Raw genomic sequence first — 23,276 nt, 5'->3', positions numbered from 1 at the left:
CCGGCGCGCGCGGCTGGGGTCGCGCGGGGGAAACACTCAGGCAACACGCCCCGACTAGGCTCATTGCATGGGAGATCTCTTCGACGGCTACGGCTCCACTCTGGCGCCGCGCAAGACCGCCTCCGGAGTCCCCGCGTTCGACGAGATGTTCGGCAGCCCCGCCCATCCGGGCGCGCTCGCGGAGTCGCGCGACGCCTATCGCGAGCTCTACCAGGCCCTCGCCCAGATGACGCAGGAAGAGCTGCGCGGACGCACCGACTCGCTGGCCAGCTCGTACCTCGCGCAGGGCGTGACCTTCGACTTCGCCGGCGAGGAGCGTCCCTTCCCGCTGGATGCCGTGCCCCGCGTCATCACGTACGAGGAGTGGTCGCGGATCGAGCGGGGCGTCAAGCAGCGCGTGCGCGCGCTCGAGGCGTTCCTCGATGACGCGTACGGCCGCCAGCACTGCGTGCGCGACGAGGTTCTGCCGGCAGGGCTCATCGCGTCGTCGCAGTACTTCTACCGGCAGGCCGCCGGCATCCACTCCGCCAACGGCGTGCGCATCCAGGTCTCGGGCATCGACCTGATCCGCGATGAGCACGGCGAGATGCGCGTGCTCGAAGACAACGTGCGCGTGCCGTCGGGCGTCAGCTACGTCATCTCGAACCGCCGCGTGATGGCCCAGACGCTTCCCGAGCTGTTCGTCTCGATGCGCGTGCGGCCGGTCGGCGACTACCCGAACAAGCTGCTCGCCGCCCTCCGCGCCTCGGCCCCCGCGGGCATCGAGGAGCCCAACGTCGTCGTGCTCACGCCCGGCGTCTACAACTCGGCGTACTTCGAGCACACGCTGCTCGCGCGCCTCATGGGCGTCGAGCTCGTCGAGGGCCGCGACCTGCTGTGCGTCGGCGGCAAGGTGTTCATGCGCACCACCCGCGGCCCCAAGCGCGTCGACGTCATCTACCGCCGCGTCGACGACGACTTCCTCGACCCGCTGCAGTTCCGCGCCGACTCGATGCTCGGCGCCCCCGGGCTCATGCTCGCCGCGCGGCTGGGCAACGTGACGATCGCCAACGCGGTCGGCAACGGCGTCGCGGACGACAAGCTCCTCTACACCTACGTGCCCGATCTCATCCGCTACTACCTGGCCGAAGAGCCCATCCTCAAGAACGTCGACACGTGGCGGCTCGAGGACCCGGGCGCCCTCGAAGAGGTGCTCGACCGCCTCGACGAACTCGTGGTCAAGCCGGTCGACGGGTCGGGCGGCAAAGGCCTCGTGGTGGGACCGGATGCCTCGCCCTCCGAGCTCGACAAGCTCCGCAAGCAGCTGCGCGCAGACCCGCGCGGCTGGATCGCGCAGCCGGTCGTGATGCTCTCGACCATCCCGACGCTCGTCGAGGACGGGATGCGGCCGCGCCACGCCGACCTCCGGCCCTTCGCGGTCAACGACGGCGAGGACGTCTGGGTGCTGCCCGGCGGCCTCACCCGCGTCGCGCTTCCGGAAGGACAGCTCGTCGTGAACTCCAGCCAGGGCGGCGGGTCGAAGGACACCTGGGTCATCGGCGGCTCGGCTCCCGCGCACGTCGAGTACGGGCAAGGGCTGGGCGTCTCGGGTCTGGTGGCCGATCAGGCTGCGACGATCACGGCATCCATCCCGATCATCTACGACGGGCAGCCGCAGCCGGCGCACTCTCCGCAGGACCGCTCGATGACGCGCACCGAGCAGCAGGAGCAGCAGCAGCAGGCCGCGGAGGACGAAGCGGTGGAGGGCTCGCCATGCTGAGCCGCATCGCCGAGTCGCTCTTCTGGATCGGCCGCTACATCGAGCGCAGCGACGGCACCGCCCGCATCCTCGACGTGCACCTCCAGTTGCTGCTCGAAGACCCCTGGATCGACGAAGACACCGCCTGCCGCTCGCTGCTCAGTGTGATGGGCTCGAAGCCGCCCGAAGGGGTCGAGCACGTCCGCCGGGGTGACGTCCTGGCCAGCCTCGCGGTCGACCGCATGAACCCGTCGAGCATCGCCTACGCGCTCACGGCCTCGCGCGAGAACGCCCGCCGCGCGCGCGAGATCGTCTCGACGGAGCTCTGGGAGACGCTCAACACCACGAACGCCCGGATGCCGCGCCGCCTGCAGACCGACAAGGTGCACGAGTTCTTCCAGTGGGTGCGCGAACGCGCGGCGCTCGCCGTGGGCATCGTCGACTCGTCCACGAGCCGCGACGAGGCCTGGCAGTTCTTCACCCTGGGCCGCAGCATCGAGCGCACCGACATGACGGCGCGCCTGCTCGCCACCCGCTCGCTGACCGAGGCATCCGGACCGTCGTGGACCACGATCCTGCGGTCGTGCGGCGCCTACGAGGCGTACCTGCGCACCTATCGCGGCATGCCCAGCGCCCGCAATGCCGCCGAGTTCCTGCTGCTCGACCGCCTGTTCCCGCGCTCGATCATCTACTCCATCCAGCGCGCCGAGGAGTGCATGAGCGCCATCGACCCCCGCGCCGACCGTGTCGGCCACTCGAACACCGTGCTGCGCGCGCTCGGTCAGATCCGCAACGACCTCGAATACCGCCCGGTCGGCGAGATCCTCGGCGAGCTGCCGCAGCACATGCAGCGGGTCCAGACCGTGACGCGGGAGGCCTCCGAGGCGATCCGCGGGCGGTTCTTCCCGACGCAGGCCGAGCCCAGCTGGATCGGAGAGATCTCGTGAAGCGCCTCCGGATCGAGCACCAGACCGGGTTCAGCTACCAGGGCGACGTGTCAGCCTCGTACAACGAGGCGCGCATGCTGCCCGGGTCGACCGACAGCCAGTTCGTGCTGAACTCGTCGCTCGACATCGAGCCCTCGACATCCGTCAACCAGTACGTCGACTACTTCGGCACGCGCGTGGCCGCGTTCGACGTGCTGTCGCCCCACGCGGCGCTGACCATCACGGCGAAGTCGCTCGTCGAGGTGCGTCCCCGCCCGCTCGAGCACGTCGACGTGTCGTGGCACGGCCTGGCGCGCGAATCGAACCGGTCGATCGAGACCGTCGAGCAGCTCGTGCAGACGGGCCGCACCCGGCCGCACGAGGAGGTGGCCGACCTGGCGCGCTCGATCGCGGCCAAGCACGACCACCCGGGACGCGCGGCGCACGCCATCGCGACGGGCATCGGCGACGCCGTCGAGTACATGCACGGCATCACCGGAGTGCACTCGACCGCGCAGGACGCCTGGGTCGCCCGCAAGGGCGTGTGCCAGGACATCGCGCACATCACGCTCGGTGCGCTGCGCGAGGTCGGCATCCCCGCCCGGTACGTCTCGGGGTATCTGCACCCGCGCCCGTCCGCCGACGTCGGCGTCGCGGTCACGGGGGAGTCGCACGCCTGGATCGAGTGGTTCGCCGGCGAATGGCAGGGCTTCGATCCGACGAACAACATCGAGATCGGCGACCGGCACGTGCTCGTCGGCCGCGGCCGCGACTACGGCGACGTCCCCCCGCTGCGCGGCGTGTACGCCGGGCCCTTCAAGAGCCACCTGCACGTGAAGGTCACGATCACGCGCGAGGCCTGACGCCCGGGTCGCGTGTCGCCACTTCGCAAGAGATCGCCAGTTCGCAAGCGGGAATCAGTCGGATCCGTCTTGCGAAACGGCGATCACTGACGAACCGACACCGGGCCGGTCAGGCCGGGGGTGCGTCGGGGTCGAGGGTCTTGAGGGTCTCCTCCTCGGCCGGGTTGTCGGCCTCGAGCTGATCCTCGGTGTTCTCGTCCCCGCCGATCGGGGCGTCCTGTTCGATGGGCGCGTCCTCAGCCCGGCGTTCGTCGCTCATACCCCCACGCTAGGCGCGCGGAAGCGCCGAGGGCAGGGGTTGACGGGGCGGTCGGCGGCGTGCGCCGTTCATCCCCTCAGAGGGCGGTGATCACCGCATTGTCGAGCTCGTCGATGTTCACGACCCGGTCGGCCTGGTTCGTCATGAGCACCCACGCCACGCCCGCGGTCGGATGGATCCACAGCTCGGTGCCCGCCCACCCGCCGTGCCCGTAGGCGTCGCGATCGATCAGGCTGGGCGCGCGCGTGCGCAGGTTCCACGTGAACCCCCAGTCCTGTCCGACCGCAGCGGGATAGGGGTCGAGGCGCGGGATGTCGCCCGTGAGGGGGCGGAGCATCATCTCGAGCGTGCGCGGGTGCACGACGCCGCCGGTCTCGCCGCTCCCGATGCGCAGCAGCTCCGAGGCGAGGGCGAGCAGGTCGCCCGCGCGCCCGAGCAGTCCGGCGCCGGGGTGCCGCAGAGCCGCGAACGCCTCGATGTCGAGGCCGCCGGCCGCGGCATCCGTCACCTCATGGGGGTCGCATGCCTCGTCGAGGGTCAGCCCGTCGGCGCCGAGCGCGGGCGCCCATTCGGCGATGTCCGCGTGCCACGTCCTTCCGGTGGCGTGCTCGGTGAGCGCGGCGATGCCCTCGAACGCGATGGTGGAGTACCGCGACATCGTGCCGGCGACGAAGTCCCTGTCGGCATTCACCAGACGCTCGCGGAGGCCTGCTGCGTCCATCGCCGGCTCCGCGATGCCCGACGTGTGGCTCGCGAGGTGCCGCAGGCGCACGAGGTCGTCGCGGCGATGCCCGAAGTCCGGCAGCGCGGCCGCGAGCGGCGTGCCGGGGGCGAGCAGTCCGCGCTCGATCGCGCGCGCCGCGACGAGTCCGACCAGCGGCTTGGTGATCGAGAACAGCCGGTAGTGGTCGTCGACCTTCGCCTTGCGGGTGCCGGTGGCGCCGAACGCGTCGAGGGCGACGGTGCCCTCGGCGGTCGCGATGCCGAGCACGGCGGTGGGCAGACGCCCGGCATCGACGTGGCGCCGGGCCCAGTCGAAGGCGGCGGCGTAGACGGTCATCGTGCTCCTCTCGCGGGGCGGCTCGCGCCGCGGCCCGTCCTATTCTGCCGTCGGCTCGAACCGCTCCGGCGGGAACGCGGCGACCACGGCCTCACGCAGCGTCTCGAGCGAGGCCTCCGGTCCGAACCAGCCGTGCGCGCGCGCCTGCACCAGGACGTTGCCCAGCGCCGTGGCCTCGACCGGCCCGGCGAGCACCGGCAGTCCCGAGCGGTCGGCCGTCGCCTGGCACAGCAGGCGGTTCAGGGCTCCGCCGCCGACGATGTGGACGACGTCGATCTCGCGGTCGGTGAGCCGACCGGCCGTGTGCACGGCACGGGCGAAGGCGGCCGCGATGCTCTCGACGATGGTGCGCGCGAAGGCTGCTCTGGTCGCAGGCACGTCGGCGCCGGCCTCGGCGAGGACGGCGGCGATGCGCGCGGGCATGTCGCCGGGCGCGGCGAGGCGCGGGTCGTTGGCGTCGAAGAGGGGGACGTCGCCGGGGACGCCGGCCGCGGCATCGAGCAGCTGCGGGAGATCGATGGCGGCGCCGTCCTCGGCCTCCCACGCCCGGACGGACTCGCTCAGCAGCCATAGCCCGGTCACGTTGTGGAGGAAGCGAACGCGCCCGTCGACACCGCCCTCGTTCGTGAAGTTCGCCTCGCGCGCCGCGTCGGTGACGACCGGCTCGTCGAGCTCGACGCCGACCAGGCCCCACGTGCCGCACGAGATGTAGGCCGCGTTCGGCGAACTCAGCGGCACGGCGACGATCGCCGAGGCCGTGTCGTGCGAGCCGACCGCGACGACCTCGAGCGCCGCGCCGACGTGGTCTCGGGCCGCGGCAGCCAGCGCACCGAGGCGCTCGCCCGGCTCGACGAGGGGAGGGAGGACGGATGCCGGGATCCCGAGGCGCTCGGCGAGCTCGAGGTCCCACTGCCCGGTGCGGACGTCGACGAGTCCGGTGGTCGAGGCATTGGTGTGCTCGGCGACGATCGCGCCGGTGAGGAGGAACGCGACCAGGTCGGGGATGAGCAGCGCCACGTCGGCCTCGTCGAGGCCGGTCTCGGTCACGTACTGGTACAGCGTGTTGAACGGCAGGAACTGCAGGCCGTTGCGCCGGTAGAGCTCTGCGAAGGGAACCCGGTCGTGCACGGCCTCGACCCCGCGCGCGGTGCGGTCGTCGCGGTAGTGGAACGGCTCGGAGACCAGCTCGCCGCCGGATACCAGACCGTAGTCGACGGCCCACGAGTCGATCCCGACGCTCGCGAGGCCGGGCTCGCGGGCGACGGCGTCGCGGAGTCCGTCGAGGATGTGGCGATACAGCGCCGAGAAGTCCCAGTGCAGGCCGTCGGGCCCGGCGACCGGGCCGTTCGGGAACCGCGAGACGGCCTCGAGCTGCAGCATGCCGTCGCTGACGCGCCCGATCATGACGCGCCCGCTCGTCGCGCCGAGGTCGACGGCCGCGACCGCGCCGCCGGAGACCTCGGTCATCGGTGGGATCCTTGCGTTTCGTCTCGCTTCGCTCGCTCAACGACCGAACCGGTCCGGTCGTTGAGCGAGGAGCGAAGCGACGAGACGAAACGCGTCGAGGCCGGCGTCATCGGAGGAACGCGGCGGCGACGCCGGAGTCGACCGGGATGTGCAGGCCCGTCGTGCGGCTCAGCTCGGGGCCGGTCAGCACGTATACGGCGTCGGCGACGTTCTCGGGCACGACCTCGCGCTTGAGGATCGTGCGGTTGGCGTAGTACTGGCCGAGGTCCTCTTCCTTGACGCCGTACGTCGCGGCGCGGTTGGCGCCCCAGCCGGCGGCGAAGATGCCCGAGCCGCGCACGACGCCGTCGGGGTTGATGCCGTTGACCCGCACGCCGTGCTCGCCGAGCTCGACCGCGAGCAGACGCACCTGGTGCGCCTGGTCGGCCTTGGTCGCCGAGTACGCGATGTTGTTCGGACCGGCGAAGACGGAGTTCTTCGACGAGATGTAGATGACGTCGCCGCCCATCTTCTGCTCGATGAGGGCCTTGGCCGCCGCCTTGGCGACGAGGAACGAGCCCTTCGCCATCACGTCGTGCTGCAGGTCCCAGTCCTTCTCGGTGGTCTCCAGCAGCGGCTTCGACAGCGACAGCCCGGCGTTGTTCACGACGAGGTCGATGCCGCCGAAGGCGAGCACGGTGGCATCGATCGCGGCCTGGACGCCGGCGGCGTCGGCGACGTTCGCGGCGACGCCGATCGCGACATCCGTCCCGCCCAGCTCGGCCGCGGCGGCCTGCGCCTTCTCGAGATCGAGGTCGGCCACGACCACGCACGCTCCCTCGGCTGCGAGGCGGGTCGCGATGGCCTTGCCGATGCCGGAGGCGGCGCCGGTGACGAACGCGATGCGTCCCTGGTGGGTCTTCGGCTTCGGCATCCGCTGCAGTTTCGCCTCTTCGAGAGCCCAGTACTCGATGCGGAACTTCTCGGCATCCGAGATGGGGGAGTAGGTCGAGATCGACTCGGCGCCGCGCATCACGTTGATGGCGTTGACGTAGAACTCGCCGGCGACGCGGGCGGTCTGCTTGTTCGCGCCGAACGAGAACATGCCGACGCCGGGCACCAGCACGATGAGCGGGTCCGCACCCCGGATCGCGGGCGACTCAGCCGTCGCGTGGGCGTCGTAGTACGCCTGGTAGTCGGCGCGGTAGGCCTCGTGCAGCTCGACCAGACGGGCGAGGGATGCCTCGACCGACGTGCCGGCGGGCAGGTCGAGCAGCATCGGCTTGACCTTGGTGCGCAGGAAGTGGTCGGGGCAACTGGTGCCGAGCTCGGCCAGGCGCGGTGCGTTCGCGGAGGCGAGGAAGTCGAGCACGACGTCGGAGTCGGTGAAGTGGCCGACCATGGGCTTGTCGGTCGAAGCCAGGCCGCGGATCGTCGGTGCGAGGGCGGCGGCCTTGGCGCGGCGCTCGTCCTCGGCCAGCGCTTCGAACCCGGTTCGGACGGCGCCGAACGGCTCCGCCGAGCCGTTCGCGTCGAGGTACGCCTGGGCGGTCTCGATGATCCACAGTGAGTTGGCCTCGGCCTCGTCGGAGGTTTCACCCCAGGCGGTGATGCCGTGGCCGCCGAGGATGCAGCCGATCGCGGCGGGGTTCTGCTTCTTGATCTCGGCGATGTCGAGCCCGAGCTGGAAGCCCGGCCGGCGCCACGGAACCCACACGACCTTCTCGCCGAAGATCGTCGGGGTGAGGGCCTCTCCGTCGGCGGAGGTGGCGATCGCGATGCCCGAGTCGGGGTGCAGGTGGTCCACGTGCGCGGCGTCGACGAGACCGTGCATGGCGGTGTCGATCGACGGCGCGGCGCCGCCCTTGCCGTGCAGGCAGTAGTCGAACGCGGCGACCATCTCGTCCTCGCGGTCGAGCCCCGGGTACACGTCGACGAGCGCGCGCATGCGGTCCAGTCGCAGCACGGCCAGACCGGTCTCGGTCAGCGTGCCGAGGTCGCCGCCGGAGCCCTTGACCCACAGCAGCTCGACGGGCTCGCCCGTGACCGGGTCGGTGTCGGTGCCCTTGGCCGACGTGTTGCCGCCGGCGTAGTTGGTGTTCTTCGGGTCGGCGCCGAGGCGGTTCGACCGGGCGATCAGGTCGGCAGCTGCCTGGTTGGTCATGAGGTGATTCCTTCGGTCTGGGTTCTGGGTGAGTCGCCAGGACACGCCGGATGGGCGGTCACGGTGTCGGCGTGTTCTGGCGACTGGGGAGGAGGCGGATGGGCAGCGCCGCGAGGCGGGTCGCGATGCGGTCGAGGGAGATGGATGCCGCGGGCAGATCCGGCCGGTTGAGATGGCCGTGCGTCGTGCCGGGCTCGGTGACGAGCTCGATGTCGCGGCCGGCGGCGAGCAGCGTGGCCGCGAAGACCTCGCCCGAGACACGCAGCTCGTCGACGTCGCCGTTGATCATGAGCGTCGGGGGGAAGTCGGCGAGGTCGGCGGCCGTCGCCCGGCCTGGGACGACCGCGAGCGGGGCGTCGTCGACCGGGCCGCCGAGGTAGTCCTGGTACATGCCGCGAACGGCATCCGGTCCGAATCGGTCGGCGTCGGGGTCGGCGTCCAGTGCCGCACGAAGCTCGGGGCCGGGCTCGGGCTGCACCGCCAGCAGCGTCGGGTACGCCAGCACCACGAGCGCGGGAAGCACGGCGGCACCGTGCTCGATCAGCCGCAGCGTGGCTCCGGTGACCAGGTTCGCTCCGGCGCTCGCGCCGCCGATGGCCAGGCCCCCCGCGTCGATGCCGAGCCGCTCGGCGCTGTCGGCCGCCCAAGTCCACGCGGCGATGACGTCGTCGGAGGGGGCCGGGTAGCGGCATCCTTCGCCCGCGAGGCGGTAGTCGACCGAGACCACGGTCGTCCCCCGGGCGGCCAGGGCGCGCGCGACGCCGTCGGCCTCGGGCATGTCGAGGTCGCCGGCGCCGAAGCCGCCGCCGTGCGCCCACACCAGGCCCGTGCCGTTCGGCTCATGCGCGGGGTAGACGCGCACGAGCCCGGCGGCGTCGGAGTACGGCTCGGTCATCGCAGCATCCTGGACTCGAGTCGCCAGAACACGCCGCCTGTCGAGCGGGCGGTCGGCGTGTCTTGGCGAGTCATGGTTTCGGGAGGGGCCGGGAGGCTCAGGCGCCCCAGCCGGCCTGGGTGCCGCCCACGCGCTCGGCGGCGAGCCGCTGCTGGTGGCCGGAGGCGGCGTAAGCGGCCATGGGGTCGGCGGGCAGGCCCCGCGACTCGCGCCACTGCGCGAGCGCCGGGCGCACGTCGGTGTAGAAGGCGTCCATGAACACCGCGTTGGCCGCGAGCACGTCGTTCTCGCGCTGCGCGACGTCGAGAGCCTCACGGTCGACGAGCAGGGCGCGCGCCGTCATCTCCTGGACGTTGAGCACCGACCGGATCTGGCCGGGGATCTTGTCTTCGACGTTGTGGCACTGATCCAGCATGAACGCGACGTCGGGGTTGTTGAGACCGCCGCCGCGGACGACCTCGAAGACGATGCGGAACAGCTGGAACGGGTCGGCGGCCCCGACGATCAGGTCGTCGTCGGCGTAGAAGCGCGAGTTGAAGTCGAACGAGCCGAGCTTGCCGAGGCGCAGCAGCTGCATGACGATGAACTCGATGTTGGTGCCCGGCGCGTGGTGGCCGGTGTCGAGGCACACCATCGCCTTGTCGCCGAGCGAAGCCACCTGCGCGTAGGAGGTCCCCCAGTCGGGAACGTCGGTGTGGTAGAACGACGGCTCGAAGAACTTGTACTCGAGCACCAGGCGCTGGTCGTCGCCGAGGCGGTCGTAGATCTGCTGCAGCGAGTCCTGGAGTCGGTCCTGGCGCGCGCGCATGTCGGTCTGGCCCGGGTAGTTCGAGCCCTCGGCGAGCCAGATCTTGAGGTCGCGCGAACCGGTCGCGTCCATGATGTCGATGCACTCGAGGTGGTGGTCGACGGCCTTGCGGCGGATGCGGTCGTCGTGGTGGGTGAGCGCCCCGAACTTGTAGTCCTCGTCCTGGAACGTGTTCGAGTTGATCGTGCCCAGCGCGACGCCGAGGCCCTCCGCGTGGCTGCGCAGGTCGTCGTAGGAGTCGACCTTGTCCCACGGGATGTGCAGCGCGACGCTCGGCGCGAGGGCCGTGTACTCGTTCACCTTGGCGGCGTCCGCGATCTTCTCGTACGGGTCGCGGGGCGTGCCCTCGGTGGTCCACACGCGGAACCGCGTGCCGGAGTTGCCGAACGCCCACGAAGGCAGCTCGATGCCCTGGCCGGCCAGCTGGTCGAGGATCTCGGGGGAGAGAGTGGTCACGATCGTTCGCTTTCGTCATCGGATGCCGCGGCCGCGGCGAGCTGGTCTTCGAGGTGGAAGATCTCGGTGAGCGCCGTGGCGGCCTGGTCGGGCCGGCCGCCCAGGTCGACGAAGAACCGGCCCATGTCGGCCTCCCAGCGCGCGGCGACCTCGGAGTTCGCGAGGTAGGCCTGCGCAGCGGCGTCGTCGTCGGTCTCGTAGTAGCCGATCAGGCGGCCGCCGTCGGCGAGGAAGAGCGTGTAGTTGCGGCGGCCGGCGGCGGCGATCTCGGCGAGCATCTCGGACCACACCGGCGTGTGGCGATGGATGTACTCGTCGAGAAGCTCGGGCTTGACCTGGAGCTCGAAGGCGATGCGGGGCATGGTTCTCTGGTTCGCTGGTCCTCGGCGTCGAGGAGCGGACTGAATCGTTTCATTCCGTTGGGACCACCGTAAGCGGACCCTGCCGTCCGTGTCAAGGCGAAACGCTTTCCGCCTCGGAACGGGGCGCGGTGTACAGTCGTGCCAGTCGGCGCCCGGGAGGGCGCGAACGGAAAGGACCTGCCGGTGACGATCAGCGTCAAGGACGTCGCCGCACTCGCGCGTGTGTCGGTGGGCACCGTCTCGAACGTCCTCAACCGTCCTGACAAGGTCGCTCCCGCCACGGTCGAGCGCGTGCAGGCCGCCATCGAAGAGCTCGGGTTCGTGCGCAACGACGCCGCCCGCCAGCTGCGCGCCGGACGCAGCCGCAGCATCGGCCTGATCGTGCTCGACGTCCGCAACCCCTTCTTCACCGACGTCGCGCGCGGCGCTGAGCGGCGTGCGGCGACGGGCGACCTGTCGATCCTGCTCGGCAACAGCGACGCCGACGCCGACCGCGAGTCCGGCTATCTCGACCTCTTCGAGCAGCAGCGCGTGCACGGCGTGCTCATCACGCCGGTCGCCGACGTGTCGGGACGGCTCGAGAAGCTCCGGGCACGCGGCATCCCGACGGTGCTCGTCGATCGTCCCAGCGACGGCGCCGACTTCTCCTCCGTGTCTGTGGACGACGTGGCCGGCGGCGAGCTCGCCGTACGCCATCTGCTCGAGATCGGCCGCCGGCGGATCGCCTTCATCGGCGGCCCGGCGAGCGTGCGGCAGGTCGCCGATCGCCTCGAGGGCGCCCGCCGCGCGGTCGCCGAGTATGCGGATGCCTCGCTCGAAGTGCTCGAGACGGCAGCGCTGAGCGTGCTCGAGGGGCGGGCAGCGGGCGAGGTGCTGCGCGACCGTGAGCCCGGCGACCGGCCCGACGCCGTCTTCGCCGCCAACGACCTGCTCGCCGTGGGCGTGCTGCAGGCGCTCGTGATGCGCGGCGACGTCGCTGTGCCGGGCGACATCGCCCTCATCGGCTACGACGACATCGACTTCTCCGCCGCGACGGTCGTGCCGCTGTCGTCGATCCGCCAGCCCAGTGAGCTGATCGGCCACCGCGCCGTCGAGCTGCTGCTGGCCGAGGTCGAGGGCGCGGGCGAGCGCGAGCAGGTCGTCTTCCAGCCCGAGCTCGTGGTGCGCGAGTCGACGGGCGCCCGCTTGTGACCCGCAACTGGGCCGGCACGTACGACTACGCCGCGCCGCGCATCGTCGCGGCCCGGACCGAAGACGACGTACGCCGCGCGATGACCGGCACGGGTCGCGTGCACGCCCTGGGCACGCGCCACTCCTTCACCGACCTGCCCGACACCGACGGCACCCTGATCGACCTGGCGGGGCTCGAGGGCGGCTTCGAGCTGCACGGCGACGAGGTGAGGGTCGCCGCCGGCACCCGCTACGGCGTGCTCGCAGCCTGGCTGGACGAGCGCGGACGGGCGCTGCCCAACCTCGGGTCGCTGCCCCACATCTCGGTGGCCGGGGCGACCGCGACCGGAACGCACGGCTCGGGAGACGCCAACGGCGTGCTCACGACGTCGGTGCGCGGCATCCGCTTCGTCGATGCTGCCGGCGACGTGCGCGAGATCCGCCTCGGCGACCCGGACTTCGCGGCCCTGGCGGTCGGGCTCGGCGCGTTCGGCGTGGTGGTGTCGCTCGATCTCGAGACGCAGCCCTCCTACCGGATGCGGCAGGACGTGTACCGCGATGTCTCGTGGGATGCCGCGCTCGGCGCCCTCGAGAGCGTCACCGGGAGCGGCTACAGCGTTTCCGTCTTCACGCGCTGGGAGCCGGGATCGGTCGGGTTCGTGTGGGTGAAGTCCCGGCTCGGGGCGGACGACGATGCCGTTGCCGACGTGCTGCTCGACGGCGTCCGCGACATCGACGCCGAGCCCTTGGGAGGGCTCGCCGACGTCACCGAGCTGCGCGGGGTGCCGGGGCCGTGGATGCTGCGGCTGCCGCATTTCCGGCTCGACGGCACGCCCTCGTTCGGGGACGAGATCCAGAGCGAGTACTTCGTGGCGCGCGAGCACGCTCCGGCGGCGCTGCGGGCCATGCTCGGCCTCGGCGACGACATCCGGCCGCTGCTGTTCGTGAGCGAGCTGCGCACCGCGGCGGCCGACGACCTGTGGCTCAGCCCGGCATCGGGTCAGGACGTCGTCGCGATCCACTTCACGTGGCGCAACGACCCGGCCGGCGTGGCCGCCGTGCTGCCGCGGATCGAGAACGCCCTCGAGCCGTACCGCGCCCGGCCGCACTGGGGAAAGCGCCACGGGTTCGACCGCGCAGCGATGGAGCGCGCGCACCCCCGGCTGGCGGATGCGCGCGCGGTGTTCGAGCGGCACGACCCTGAGGGGCGTTTCGTGAACGAGCACCTCGTGCGGATCGGGGCCCGCGAGCCGCGCTGAGGTCAGCTCGCGCGGCGGTTGCGCAGCTCGTCGTTCGGCACGCGCACCGGAGTCGTCGAGGCGACCTCGTCGCTGAACTCCTCGGGCGCCGGCTGCACGACCGAGAGCGGCCGCGTCTCGTCGATCGTGAGCAGGAAGCGCCGTTCTTCGTGGCGGTGCAGACGCCCGGACACGATGAGCCAGGTGGCGCCGATGCCGAAGGCCACCAGGCCCGCGATCGCTCCGAGCAGGATCGCGGTGCGCGGCCCGTACTCGTCGGCCACCCATCCGACGATCGGAGCGCCGATGGGCGTGCCGCCCATGAGGATCGCCATGTACAGGGCCAGGACGCGGCCGCGCAGGACCGGGTCGGTGGTCGTCTGGACGTACCCGTTGGCCGTCGTGAGCATCGTGACGACGGCGAAGCCGGTGAACATGAGCGTGACGGCATATGCCCAGTACGTGGGCATGAAGGCCGACACGGCGGCGGCGCCGGCGAAGAGCAGCGTGCCGCCGATCACGACGCGGATGCGCGCCCGATCGCGGCGTGCCGCCATGAGCGCGCCGGCGAGCGAGCCCACCGCGAGGATCGAGCTCAGCAGGCCGTAGCCGTCGGCCTCCTGGCCGAACTCCAGCGCCATCGTCGAGGCGAAGATCGGGAAGTTCATGCCGAACGCGCCGACCAGGAAGACCATCGCGAACGTCACGATGAGGTCGGGCCGCTTGGCGACGTAGCGGAAGCCGTCGGCCAGGCGCGAGGCCCCCGGCGCCTTCACGCGCGGGATGAGCTGGTCGGTGCGGATCAGCATGAGCGCGGCGATCATCGCGAGGAAGGTGACGGCGTTGACCAGGAACACCCAGCCCGTGCCGACGGCGACGATGACGATGCCGGCGACCGCGGGGCCGATCATGCGGGCGCCGTTGAACGAGGCGGCGTTGAGCGCGACGGCGTTGGACGCGACCTCGCGTGAGACGAGGTCGGAGACGAACGCCTGCCGCGCAGGGTTGTCGAACGCGGCGATGACGCCGAGTGCGAGCGCGAAGGCGTACATGATCGGCAGGGTCATCATGCCCAGCAGCAGCAGAGCGCCGATGCCGAGGCCGAGGAGCAGCAGCAGCCCCTGGGTCAGCATCAGCAGATGGCGGCGATCGAACCGGTCGGCGACCCAGCCGGTCACGCCGACCAGCAGCAGCGGCGGCGCGAACTGCAGGGCCATCGTGATGCCCATGGCCGCGGCGTCGTTGTCGGTGAGCTCGGTGAGGACGACCCAGCTGAGCGCCGTCGCCTGCATCCACGCGCCGACGTTCGAGACGAGGGCGCCGATGAACCACACCCGGTAGTTGAAGATCGAGAACGACCGGAACATCGCGCTCACAGGGCCACCAGCCTCTGCATGATCTCGGCGGCCTTCGCGAGCGTCTCGCGCTCGTCGGGCGAGAGGCCGGCGAGCGCGGACTCGACCCAGGCGTCACGGCGACGAGCGGTCTCGTCGACGACGGCACGGCCCTCGTCGGTGAGCGAGATCTGCACCTTCCGACCGTCGGACTCGTCGGCCGAGCGGGTGATGTAGCCCGACTCCTGCAGGCAGTTGACCGTGCGATTCATCGACGGGGCCGACACGCGCTCGCGCTCGGCGAGCTCGCCGAGGGTGTGTGAGCCGTGCACCCACAGGGCCGCGAGCACCGCGAACTGGCCGTCGCTCATCGAGTCGACCGCGCGCTGGGTGCGCAGGCGCCGGGCGAGGCGGAAGGTCGCGATACGCAGCTGCGAGGCCGCCGCGGAATGGTCGTCGAGGTGGTCTGCCGGCTTCGTGTCTGTCGTCGTAGCGCTCATGCAATTACTTAGCTTAGCTCATTAGTTTGGCTAAGGGAATTGCGGATGCCGCGGCGCCGGGCCTCGGCATCCGCTGCGCCATAGACTTCACCGCATGCCTGAGTTCACCGATGCGCATGGAATCGCGATCGTCTACGACGTCCATCCCGCGAAGAACGAGCCTCGGGCCGTGGTCCAGCTGCTCCACGGGGTCGGCGAGCATGCGGGCCGGTATGCCGCGCTGATTGATGCCCTGACCGCCGACGGATACACCGTCTACGCCGACGACCGGCGTGGCCACGGCCGCACCGGCATGGGGCACCACGGAGGCGATGCGACCAAGCTCGGGCGCCTCGGACCCGGCGGCCTCATGGCCGCGATCGCCGGCGTGTGGCAGCTGACGCAGCTCATCCGCGACGAGAACCCCGGTCTGCCCCTCGTCATCCTCGGCCACTCGTGGGGCTCGTTCATCACGCAGATGCTCGTCAACGACCACCCCGACGCCTACGACGCGGTCGTGCTCAGCGGCAGCGCGCTGCGCTGGCCGGGCTCGCTCAACTCCGGTGACCTCAACTCGCCCTGGAAGGGCCCGGACGCCATGGGCACCGAGTGGCTCGCCTCCGACCTCAGCGTCGGGCGGGCCTTCCTCGACGACCCGCTGACGACCGACGAGCCGCTGATGAAGCTGTTCGGGCCGATCGACACCCTGCGGCTGATCGGCAAGCCGCGCAAGAACCTCGGCGTCGACATCCCGGTCCTGCTGATGGTCGGGCGCGACGACACGGTCGGCGGACCGGTCAGTGTGCACAAGCTCGCCGACGCCTACCGCACGCGCTCGGGACTGACCGACGTGACGACGCTGGTGTACCCCGGCGCCCGGCACGAGATCTTCAACGACGTCACCCAGGCCGACGTGCGCGCCGACCTGCTCGCCTGGCTGGACCGCCGCTTCCCCGTCCGCGCCTGAGGCCCGCCCCGGCCTTTCTCCATTGACGCCGACGGCGGGTTGCGTCATCCTGTCACCAGTGACTGTCGTGGGAGCGCTCCCACGACTGTCGGCCCCGGCAACGATGTCGCGGGTGTCGGTCGACGATGACCCAAGGAGCAGATTCCCCCATGACCTATCCATCCCCCCGTTCGTCGCGCCGGAGGGTTGTGGCCCTCGGCGCCGTCGCCGCTCTGGCTGCGGCCATCGCGATCCCTTTGTCGGCTTCCGCCGCCACTGCGGAAGAGGGCGACCTCGCCGGCTCGGACCTCTACCTCAACCCCTGGAGCACCACGCTCGAGGCGGCTCAATCGCTGACCGGGCAGGCGCGGGCGGACGCCCAGCTGCTCGGATCCATCCCCTCGGCGGACTGGTTCACCTCGGGCACCCCGGCCGAGGTCGAAGCCGCCGTCGACGCCGTGGTCGACGCGGCCGACGCGAAGGGGAAGATGCCCGTCCTCGTGGCGTACAACCTGCCGTTCCGTGACTGCGCCCAGTACTCCGCGGGCGGCGCCCTCGGCACCGCCGAGTACAAAGCGTGGATCGACGGGTTCGCGGCCGGCATCGGCGACCGCGCGGCGACCGTGATCCTCGAGCCCGACGGACTCGGGATCATCCCCCACTACACGACCCTCGACGGCAACCTCGAGTGGTGCCAGCCCGCAGAGGTGCCCGCCGCCACCGCCGCGAGCGACCGCTACACGCAGCTCAATCACGCGGTCGACGCACTCGGCGCGCTGGCGAGCACCTCGGTCTACCTCGACGGCACCGGCGCGAGCTGGCTGAACGTCGGCGAGATCACCGACCGCCTCCTCAAGGGCGGCGTGCAGCGTGCGGACGGGTTCTTCCTGAACGCCTCGAACTACCAGTTCACGGCGAACTCGACGTACTTCGGCACCTGGATCTCGTCCTGCATCGCCTACGTCACCGAGGTCAACCCCGGCGACTACGGCTCGTGCGGCAACCAGTACTGGAACGGCGGCCCGGCCACCGACTGGCAGGGCGGCGCCATGTCGCAGTACGGCGAGTGGAGCTCGGGCAACGCCGACCCCACGCTGAACACCGCCGGGGTCGACTCGCGGTACGCGTCGATCCTCGGCGGCGTCGAGCCGACCACCAAGTTCGTGATCGACACGAGCCGCAACGGACTCGGCCCGTGGCAGTACCCGGCGGGCGTGTACCCGGCGCACGAGGACTGGTGCAACCCGCCGGACCGCGGCCTGGGACTGCGCCCGTCGACCGAGACCGGCACGCCGCTGGTCGACGCCTACCTGTGGATCAAGGTGCCCGGCGAGTCGGACGGCAAGTGCTTCCGCGGCACCGAGGGCCCGCTCGATCCCGAGCGCGGCATGGAGGACCCGGCCGCCGGCCAGTGGTTCGTCGAGCAGGCGCGCGAGCTCATCGCCCTGGCGAACCCGCCGATCGCGGCGCTCGACTGCCACGTCGAATGGGATGCCGATGCCTCGGGCGACGGTTTCGCGGCGAAGATCCGCACCTCGGCGCCCGGCAGCCTGGAGTTCGCGTTCCCGGACGGCCAGGTCGTGCGCAAGGCCACTCGCGGAACGTTCGCGCAGGACGGTGCGACGGTCACGGTGACGGCGAACGCGCGGCCCGGCAACGCACCGAATGCGCTCCTGCAGGTCACGGGCGCCGTGACCGAGCCGTGGCAGTTCCACCTGAACGGAAAGGCCTGCACCTCCTGACGACCGGTCGTTGAGCGAGCGAGGAACGAGCGAGACGAAACGCGCTGGGTAGTCCGGGCGTTTCGTCTCGCTCCGCTCGCTCAACGACCGAGGGTGCGGGCCGGGGCGGCGGCGGCGCCGCCTAGGCTGAACCCATGCACGGCGAATACAAGGTGCCCGGAGGAAAGCTGGTCGTCGTCGACCTCGAGGAGCGCGACGGCCGCATCGCGGACTTCCACCTCGCGGGCGACTTCTTCCTCGAGCCGGACTCGGCGCTCGATGACATCGACGCGGCCGTCAACGGCCTGCCGATCGAGGCCGACGTCACGGCGATCGCGACGGCCGTCCGCGCGGCGCTGCCCGAGGGCGCGCAGCTGCTGGGCTTCACGCCCGAGGCCGTCGGCACCGCCGTGCGCCGCGCCCTCGTCACCGCGCCCGGCTGGCGCGACTTCGACTGGGAGATCGTGCACGAGGCGCCGGTCTCGCCGCGCATGAACCTCGCGCTCGACGAGGTGCTGACCACGCGCGTCGGCGACGGGCGGCGGCGGCCGACGCTGCGGCTGTGGGAGTGGAACGAGTCCGCCGTCGTCATCGGGTCGTTCCAGTCGCTGCGCAACGAGGTCGACCCCGAGGGCGCGGCCCGCCACGGCTTCGACGTCGTGCGGCGCATCTCGGGCGGCGGCGCCATGCTCATGGCGGCGAACTCGATAGTGACGTACTCGCTGTACGTCCCGGCATCCCTCGTCGCGGGCCTCACCTTCGCCGATTCCTACGCCTTCCTCGACGACTGGGTGCTGCAGGCGCTGCGCTCGCTCGGAATCGAGGCCACCTACCAGCCGCTCAACGACATCGCCTCACCGCAGGGCAAGATCGGCGGAGCAGCCCAGAAGCGCCTCGCCAACGGCGGCGTGCTGCACCACGCGACGCTCAGCTACGACATGGACGGTCAGATGATGACCGAGGTGCTGCGCATCGGGCGAGAGAAGCTCAGCGACAAGGGCACCGTCTCGGCCGCCAAGCGGGTCGATCCGCTGCGGCGCCAGACCGGACTGCCGCGCGAGGAGATCATCGAGCGCTTCAAGGACACCTTCGCGAAGCTGTACGGTGCCGTCCCCGGCAATATCACCGAAGAGGAATACGCCGAGGCGGAAGCACTCGTGGCCTCGAAGTTCGAGACCGACGCCTGGCTGCGTCGCGTGCCGTGACGGACGAGAGACGGGATGCCGCGGCATCCGGTTCCGTCGAAATCCACCAGGGCGACAACCTCGAGGTGCTCCGCGGCTTCGACGACGGGTCGTTCACGCTGATCTACCTCGACCCGCCGTTCAACACCGGGCGGCGCCAGGAGCGCGCGCTCGAGACCGCCCGCGCGCCGGGGGATGATCCCGCGACGAACGCCGTGATCCGCAAGGGATTCCACGGCCGCGAGTACGAGCGGCTGCGCGGAGACCTGCGCGCCTACGGCGACACGTTCGACGACTACTGGGGCTTCCTCGAGCCGCGGCTGCTCGAGGCGTGGCGGCTGCTCGCCGACGACGGCACGCTCTACCTGCACCTCGACTACCGCGAGGCGCACTACGCCAAGGTGCTGCTCGACGCGCTCGTCGGCCGCGACCGCTTCCTCAATGAGCTGATCTGGGCGTACGACTACGGCGCGAAGACGCGCAAGCGGTGGCCCACGAAGCACGACACGATCCTGGTGTACGTGAAGAATCCGGACCGGTACTGGTTCGACTCCGAGGCCGTGGACCGCGAGCCGTACATGGCGCCCGGGCTCGTCACGCCCGAGAAGGCCGCGCGCGGCAAGCTCCCCACCGACGTCTGGTGGCACACGATCGTGCCGACGACCGGGCGCGAGAAGACCGGGTACCCGACGCAGAAGCCCGAGGGCATCCTGCGCCGGATCGTCCAGGCCTCCTCACGGCCGGGCGACCGGGTGCTCGACTTCTTCGCCGGCAGCGGCACCACCGGCGCTGTCGCTTCGGCGCTCGGCCGCGACGCCGTGCTCGTCGACGACAACCCCGCCGCGATCGCCGTGATGACCGAACGGATGCCTCACGCCGCCGTCTTCCGAGCCGGGGAGCAGGCACCCTCTTAGGCTGGGGGGATGCGCTTCGGAACCTTCATCCCCCAGGGCTGGCGATTCGATCTCGTCGGCATCGACGACGCCGATCAGTGGCGGGTGATGGCGACCCTCGCCCAGCTCGCCGACGAGGGACCGTGGGAGTCGCTCTGGGTCTACGACCACTTCCACACGACTCCGGTGCCGTCGGAGGAGGCGACGCACGAGGCCTGGACCCTGATGAGCGCCTTCGCCGCCTCGACCAGCCGCATCCGCCTCGGGCAGATGTGCACCTGCATGGCCTACCGCAACCCCGCCTACCTCGCGAAGGTCGCCGCGACCGTGGACGCGATCTCCGGCGGCCGCACCGAGATGGGCATCGGCGGCGGCTGGTACGAGCACGAGTGGCGTGCGTACGGCTACGGCTTCCCGGAGGTGCGAGACCGGCTCGGGATGCTGCGCGAGGGCGTGGACATCATGCACCAGGCGTGGACGACAGGCAGCGCCACCCTCGACGGCAAGCACTACCAGGTCGACGGTGCGATCGTGCGGCCGCTTCCGCTGCAGGAGGGCGGGATCCCGCTGTGGATCGCCGGCGGCGGCGAGAAGGTCACGCTCAAGATCGCGGCCAAGTACGCCGCGTACACGAACTTCAACGGCACGCTCGAGGTCTGGGACCGCAAGAGCGAGATCCTGCGCGGCCACTGCGACGCCCTCGGCCGCGACTTCGGCTCGATCACGAGGTCCGCCAACTTCAACACCATCGTCGGCGAGACCGAGGCCGAGGCATCCGATCGCCTCGCCGCCGTGAAGGCGCGCCTGCTGCCGCATGTCGGGCAGGAGCGCGCGGACGCCATCGAGCAGGACTACCTCGCGTCGCCCGCCTTCGGGTCGGTCGAGCAGGTGGCCGAGCGGCTCGCCGAGCGCGAGAAGCACGGGCTCGGCTACGCGATCCACTACTTCCCCGAGGCCGCGTACGACCGGTCGGGCGTGCAGCTGTTCGAGCGCGAGGTCATCGCCGCGCTGGCGTAGCCCGCCGGCCGACCCTGCCCGGCGCTCCGTGAGACTCACCCTGGCGCCTGAGACTCGCGGCGACGCCGGGGTTCTCGGGCGGAGAGGTAATTCTCACTGCGGGCGGGCGGGGTCAGACGAGCGCGGCGACCGAGGCGTAGCCGTCGGGCATGACGTCGGGGCGCGAAGCGTCGCCGCCGAACACCCGGGTCGTGCCGGGGTTCGGGGCCCAGTCCGGCCAGCCGGGGTCACCGGCGCGCATGAACGACACCGCCGCGCCGTGCACGGCGTCGGCCAGGCGCCGCGGCGGGGCATCGCCGGCGATGACCCCGACGCGCGGGCCGTCGAGGCAGTCGAAGAAGAACGGAACGTCGAGGCAGTGGAGTGCCCAGCGCCGGGTCGGCGACGGCCACGAGAACCGGTACGCCCACGTCGGAGCGATTGCGGATGCCGCGGCCGGCGCCGCGCCCAGTTCGGCGTCCGCCGCAGCCTGGCGACGGGCCTCGGCCACTCGCACGACGGTCCGGCGGAACACCACGTCGGTGGCGTATCGCCCGAGCATCGCGGCGGTGCCCTTGCGGCGCTGCGCGGTGTTCGCGGCGAGGTACGCCCGGCGAGGAGCCCGGGCCAGCTGCAGCTTCGCCAGCGCCAGGCTCGCGGGGATGAACCGCAGCTTGGCCTGCGCGGAGTCGGTGATCATCGTGAACTCGTCGTCGGTCGCGCCCAGAACGAGCGGCTTGTCGGCGCCGACGCCGGCCCGGAGCGAGTCGAGGGTCGGCCGGGCGAGCAGGTCGCCGTCGACCTCGGGGCCGAGCGGCAGACCGTCCTGCAGCAGCGACAGGACGCCGTCGAGCGGATCGCCGCCGTCACCCGAGAGGGCCTTCTCCTGCAGCTCGTGGAGGGTCTCCTCAGTTACCGACGCGAAGCCGTCCCGCGTCGGCGCGACGCCGGCGAGGTTGGCGAGCTTGGCCGACAGCGTCCGCGCGCGCTCCGGAGCAACGTCCGCGAGCGCGGCCGACGCCGCCCACGCCGAGTGGAAGAGGTGCTGCGCCGACGGCATCCCGAGCAGCGTGAGCACGGCGCCGCCGCCGGCCGACTGGCCTGCGATGGTCACGCGCCCGGGGTCGCCGCCGAAGGCCTCGATGTTCTCGCGCACCCACTCGAGCCCGGCGAGCCAGTCGCGCACTGCGCGGTTCGAGGGAGCGCCGGCGATGTGCCCGAATCCGTCGAAGCCGAGCCGGTACGAGATCGAGACGGTGACGACGCCGTCGCGGTTGAAGGCCCGGCCGTCGTACCAGGGGCTCGCGGGCGACCCGGCGGTGTAGCCGCCGCCGTGGATCCAGACGAGCACGGGCAGGCGGGCCTCGCGCTCGCCGGGCACCGCGGTGAAGACGTTGACGTTCAGGGTCGCCTCGCCCGGGACCACGGGCTCGGGGATCAGCGTGTCGCCCGGGTCGTGGCGGTTCGCGGTCGCGCCGAAGTCCACGGCATCGCGCACGCCGCTCCACGGCTCCGGCGGCACCGGCGCCGCGAAGCGCAGCGCGCCGACGGGCGCCTGCGCGAACGGGATGCCGAGGAACGCCGCCGAGCGCTCGCGCGTGCCCGGCTCGCCGCGCCAGAATCCGCGGACGTCACCTGCTGTGATGGTGACGACGGGGCCGTCAGGATGCTGCGCCACGAGGTGCCGCCTTTCGTTCGGGGTCTGTGCCGGCCCGCGCCGGGTCGAGCGCGTCGAAGAGTGCGTCGACCGTTCCTGCCATGTCGACGTCGGGCTCGAGCATCCACTGCACCTGCAGCCCGTCCGTCACGGCCTGGAAGATCCGGGCGAGGGTCGTGGGATCGATGGCGGCGGTGATCCGCCCGGCGGCCTGCTGCGCGGCGATCGCGGTGGAGAAGACCTCGCGCAGGCTCTGGCCGCGCGAGACGAAGTACTCGTGCGCGGCATGGTCGGGGTCGGCGGCGTCGACCGACAGGCGTGCGAAGAGCTGCACCAGGCCGGGGACGTCGGCGTTGTGGCGGACGAGTCCGACGTAACCCCCGCGCAGCTCCTCGCCCGAAATCGTGCGGTCGTCGTCGGCGAGGCCGAACCCCGCCGAGTCGACCTCGTCGCGCTTGCGGAGGATCGCCGTGAAGAGGTCCTCCTTGCTGTCGAAGTAGTGGAGGAGTCCGGCCTGGCTGAGGCCGACGGCATCCGCGAGCTCTTTCACCGAGGCCCCCTGGTAGCCCTCACGCGCGATCACGTCGAGCGCGCGCTCGAGGATCTCCTCGCGCTTCGCCACGCCCTTCGCGTACGAACCCCTGCGTTCCCTGCGGCTTTCGACCATGGGGACAGTAAACC

At 71.3% G+C, this 23,276-nt stretch carries 21 protein-coding genes; 10 read left to right on the top strand and 11 right to left on the bottom strand.

Annotated elements, in window-relative coordinates; genetic code table 11:
* Positions 1-67: 67 nt before the first annotated feature.
* Genes ASD56_RS03300 through ASD56_RS03290 form a run of 3 tightly spaced genes read left to right on the top strand, consistent with a single transcriptional unit; the run spans position 68 to position 3,527 of the window.
* On the top strand, positions 68-1,759 hold the full coding sequence (locus tag ASD56_RS03300) for a circularly permuted type 2 ATP-grasp protein (RefSeq protein WP_055961116.1): 1,692 nt from the start codon (positions 68-70) through the stop codon (positions 1,757-1,759).
* Complete coding sequence (locus ASD56_RS03295; protein ID WP_055961113.1) at positions 1,753-2,685, top strand: alpha-E domain-containing protein; 933 nt, start codon at positions 1,753-1,755, stop codon at positions 2,683-2,685. Before ASD56_RS03300 ends, ASD56_RS03295 begins: the two co-directional genes overlap by 7 nt.
* Positions 2,682-3,527, top strand: coding sequence for a transglutaminase family protein (locus ASD56_RS03290; protein WP_055961110.1), 846 nt, complete (start codon positions 2,682-2,684; stop codon positions 3,525-3,527). The genes ASD56_RS03295 and ASD56_RS03290 overlap by 4 nt, the downstream gene beginning before the upstream one ends.
* 109 nt (positions 3,528-3,636) lie before the next feature.
* Here the strand turns inward: ASD56_RS03290 and ASD56_RS16335 are convergent, their stop codons facing one another.
* The 7 genes from ASD56_RS16335 to ASD56_RS03260 form a co-directional block, all read right to left on the bottom strand.
* Positions 3,637-3,786, bottom strand: a complete 150-nt coding sequence (locus tag ASD56_RS16335; RefSeq protein WP_200947451.1) for a hypothetical protein — start codon at positions 3,784-3,786, stop codon at positions 3,637-3,639.
* Between the two features lie 76 nt (positions 3,787-3,862).
* Entirely contained in the window at positions 3,863-4,846 is a 984-nt protein-coding gene (locus tag ASD56_RS03285; RefSeq protein ID WP_055961107.1) for a serine hydrolase domain-containing protein, read from the bottom strand.
* Between the two features lie 39 nt (positions 4,847-4,885).
* Positions 4,886-6,313, bottom strand: a complete 1,428-nt coding sequence (locus tag ASD56_RS03280; RefSeq protein WP_055961105.1) for a rhamnulokinase — start codon at positions 6,311-6,313, stop codon at positions 4,886-4,888.
* 106 nt (positions 6,314-6,419) lie between these two features.
* Positions 6,420-8,456 carry a bifunctional rhamnulose-1-phosphate aldolase/short-chain dehydrogenase gene (locus ASD56_RS03275; RefSeq protein ID WP_055961102.1) on the bottom strand — a complete coding sequence of 679 codons (2,037 nt, stop codon included), beginning with the start codon at positions 8,454-8,456 and terminating at the stop codon, positions 6,420-6,422.
* A 58-nt stretch (positions 8,457-8,514) separates the two neighbouring features.
* Positions 8,515-9,351, bottom strand: a complete 837-nt coding sequence (locus tag ASD56_RS03270) for an alpha/beta hydrolase (protein WP_055961099.1) — start codon at positions 9,349-9,351, stop codon at positions 8,515-8,517.
* 97 nt (positions 9,352-9,448) lie between these two features.
* A complete protein-coding gene (gene rhaI / locus ASD56_RS03265; RefSeq protein WP_055961096.1) occupies positions 9,449-10,615 on the bottom strand; it encodes an L-rhamnose isomerase in 1,167 nt (388 codons plus the stop codon).
* Positions 10,612-10,977 carry an L-rhamnose mutarotase gene (locus ASD56_RS03260; protein ID WP_055961093.1) on the bottom strand — a complete coding sequence of 122 codons (366 nt, stop codon included), beginning with the start codon at positions 10,975-10,977 and terminating at the stop codon, positions 10,612-10,614. The genes rhaI and ASD56_RS03260 overlap by 4 nt, the downstream gene beginning before the upstream one ends.
* A gap of 183 nt (positions 10,978-11,160) precedes the next feature.
* Here ASD56_RS03260 and ASD56_RS03255 point away from each other — a divergent pair, with 183 nt between their 5' ends.
* Entirely contained in the window at positions 11,161-12,168 is a 1,008-nt protein-coding gene (locus ASD56_RS03255) for a LacI family DNA-binding transcriptional regulator (RefSeq protein ID WP_055963555.1), read from the top strand.
* The gene (locus ASD56_RS03250; protein WP_055961090.1) at positions 12,165-13,406 is read left to right on the top strand and encodes a D-arabinono-1,4-lactone oxidase; all 1,242 of its coding nucleotides are present in this window, start codon (positions 12,165-12,167) and stop codon (positions 13,404-13,406) included. The genes ASD56_RS03255 and ASD56_RS03250 overlap by 4 nt, the downstream gene beginning before the upstream one ends.
* A 2-nt stretch (positions 13,407-13,408) precedes the next feature.
* Here ASD56_RS03250 and ASD56_RS03245 read toward each other — a convergent pair whose 3' ends face one another.
* On the bottom strand, positions 13,409-14,752 hold the full coding sequence (locus ASD56_RS03245; RefSeq protein WP_055963552.1) for an MFS transporter: 1,344 nt from the start codon (positions 14,750-14,752) through the stop codon (positions 13,409-13,411).
* Between the two features lie 5 nt (positions 14,753-14,757).
* Positions 14,758-15,219: a MarR family winged helix-turn-helix transcriptional regulator gene (locus ASD56_RS03240; RefSeq protein WP_055961086.1), complete on the bottom strand. Its 462-nt coding sequence runs from the start codon at positions 15,217-15,219 to the stop codon at positions 14,758-14,760.
* Between the two features lie 94 nt (positions 15,220-15,313).
* On the opposite strand from ASD56_RS03240, the gene ASD56_RS03235 reads away from it, so the two are divergent.
* The 5 genes from ASD56_RS03235 (at position 15,314) to ASD56_RS03215 (ending at position 20,959) form a co-directional block, all read left to right on the top strand.
* Entirely contained in the window at positions 15,314-16,165 is an 852-nt protein-coding gene (locus ASD56_RS03235; RefSeq protein ID WP_055961083.1) for an alpha/beta hydrolase, read from the top strand.
* 149 nt (positions 16,166-16,314) lie between these two features.
* Positions 16,315-17,886 (top strand): glycoside hydrolase family 6 protein, encoded by a 1,572-nt coding sequence (locus ASD56_RS03230; RefSeq protein ID WP_082541222.1) that lies wholly within the window; start codon positions 16,315-16,317, stop codon positions 17,884-17,886.
* A gap of 134 nt (positions 17,887-18,020) precedes the next feature.
* A complete protein-coding gene (locus ASD56_RS03225) occupies positions 18,021-19,070 on the top strand; it encodes a lipoate--protein ligase family protein (RefSeq protein ID WP_055961077.1) in 1,050 nt (349 codons plus the stop codon).
* The gene (locus tag ASD56_RS03220; protein ID WP_157535745.1) at positions 19,067-19,963 is read left to right on the top strand and encodes a DNA-methyltransferase; all 897 of its coding nucleotides are present in this window, start codon (positions 19,067-19,069) and stop codon (positions 19,961-19,963) included. Before ASD56_RS03225 ends, ASD56_RS03220 begins: the two co-directional genes overlap by 4 nt.
* A 9-nt stretch (positions 19,964-19,972) precedes the next feature.
* A complete protein-coding gene (locus tag ASD56_RS03215; RefSeq protein WP_055961074.1) occupies positions 19,973-20,959 on the top strand; it encodes an LLM class F420-dependent oxidoreductase in 987 nt (328 codons plus the stop codon).
* A 112-nt stretch (positions 20,960-21,071) separates the two neighbouring features.
* On the opposite strand, the gene ASD56_RS03210 is transcribed toward ASD56_RS03215, so the two are convergent.
* Together ASD56_RS03210 and ASD56_RS03205 are read right to left on the bottom strand one after the other, a co-directional pair.
* Positions 21,072-22,616, bottom strand: coding sequence for a carboxylesterase/lipase family protein (locus ASD56_RS03210; RefSeq protein ID WP_055961070.1), 1,545 nt, complete (start codon positions 22,614-22,616; stop codon positions 21,072-21,074).
* The gene (locus ASD56_RS03205) at positions 22,600-23,262 is read right to left on the bottom strand and encodes a TetR/AcrR family transcriptional regulator (RefSeq protein ID WP_055961067.1); all 663 of its coding nucleotides are present in this window, start codon (positions 23,260-23,262) and stop codon (positions 22,600-22,602) included. The genes ASD56_RS03210 and ASD56_RS03205 overlap by 17 nt, the downstream gene beginning before the upstream one ends.
* Positions 23,263-23,276 lie beyond the last annotated feature (14 nt).

The sequence above is a fragment of the Microbacterium sp. Root166 genome (assembly GCF_001427145.1).
Lineage (GTDB): Bacteria > Actinomycetota > Actinomycetes > Actinomycetales > Microbacteriaceae > Microbacterium.
The sequence above is the reverse complement of the archived record's forward strand: the minus strand, read 5'-3'. Positions and strand labels throughout refer to the sequence as shown.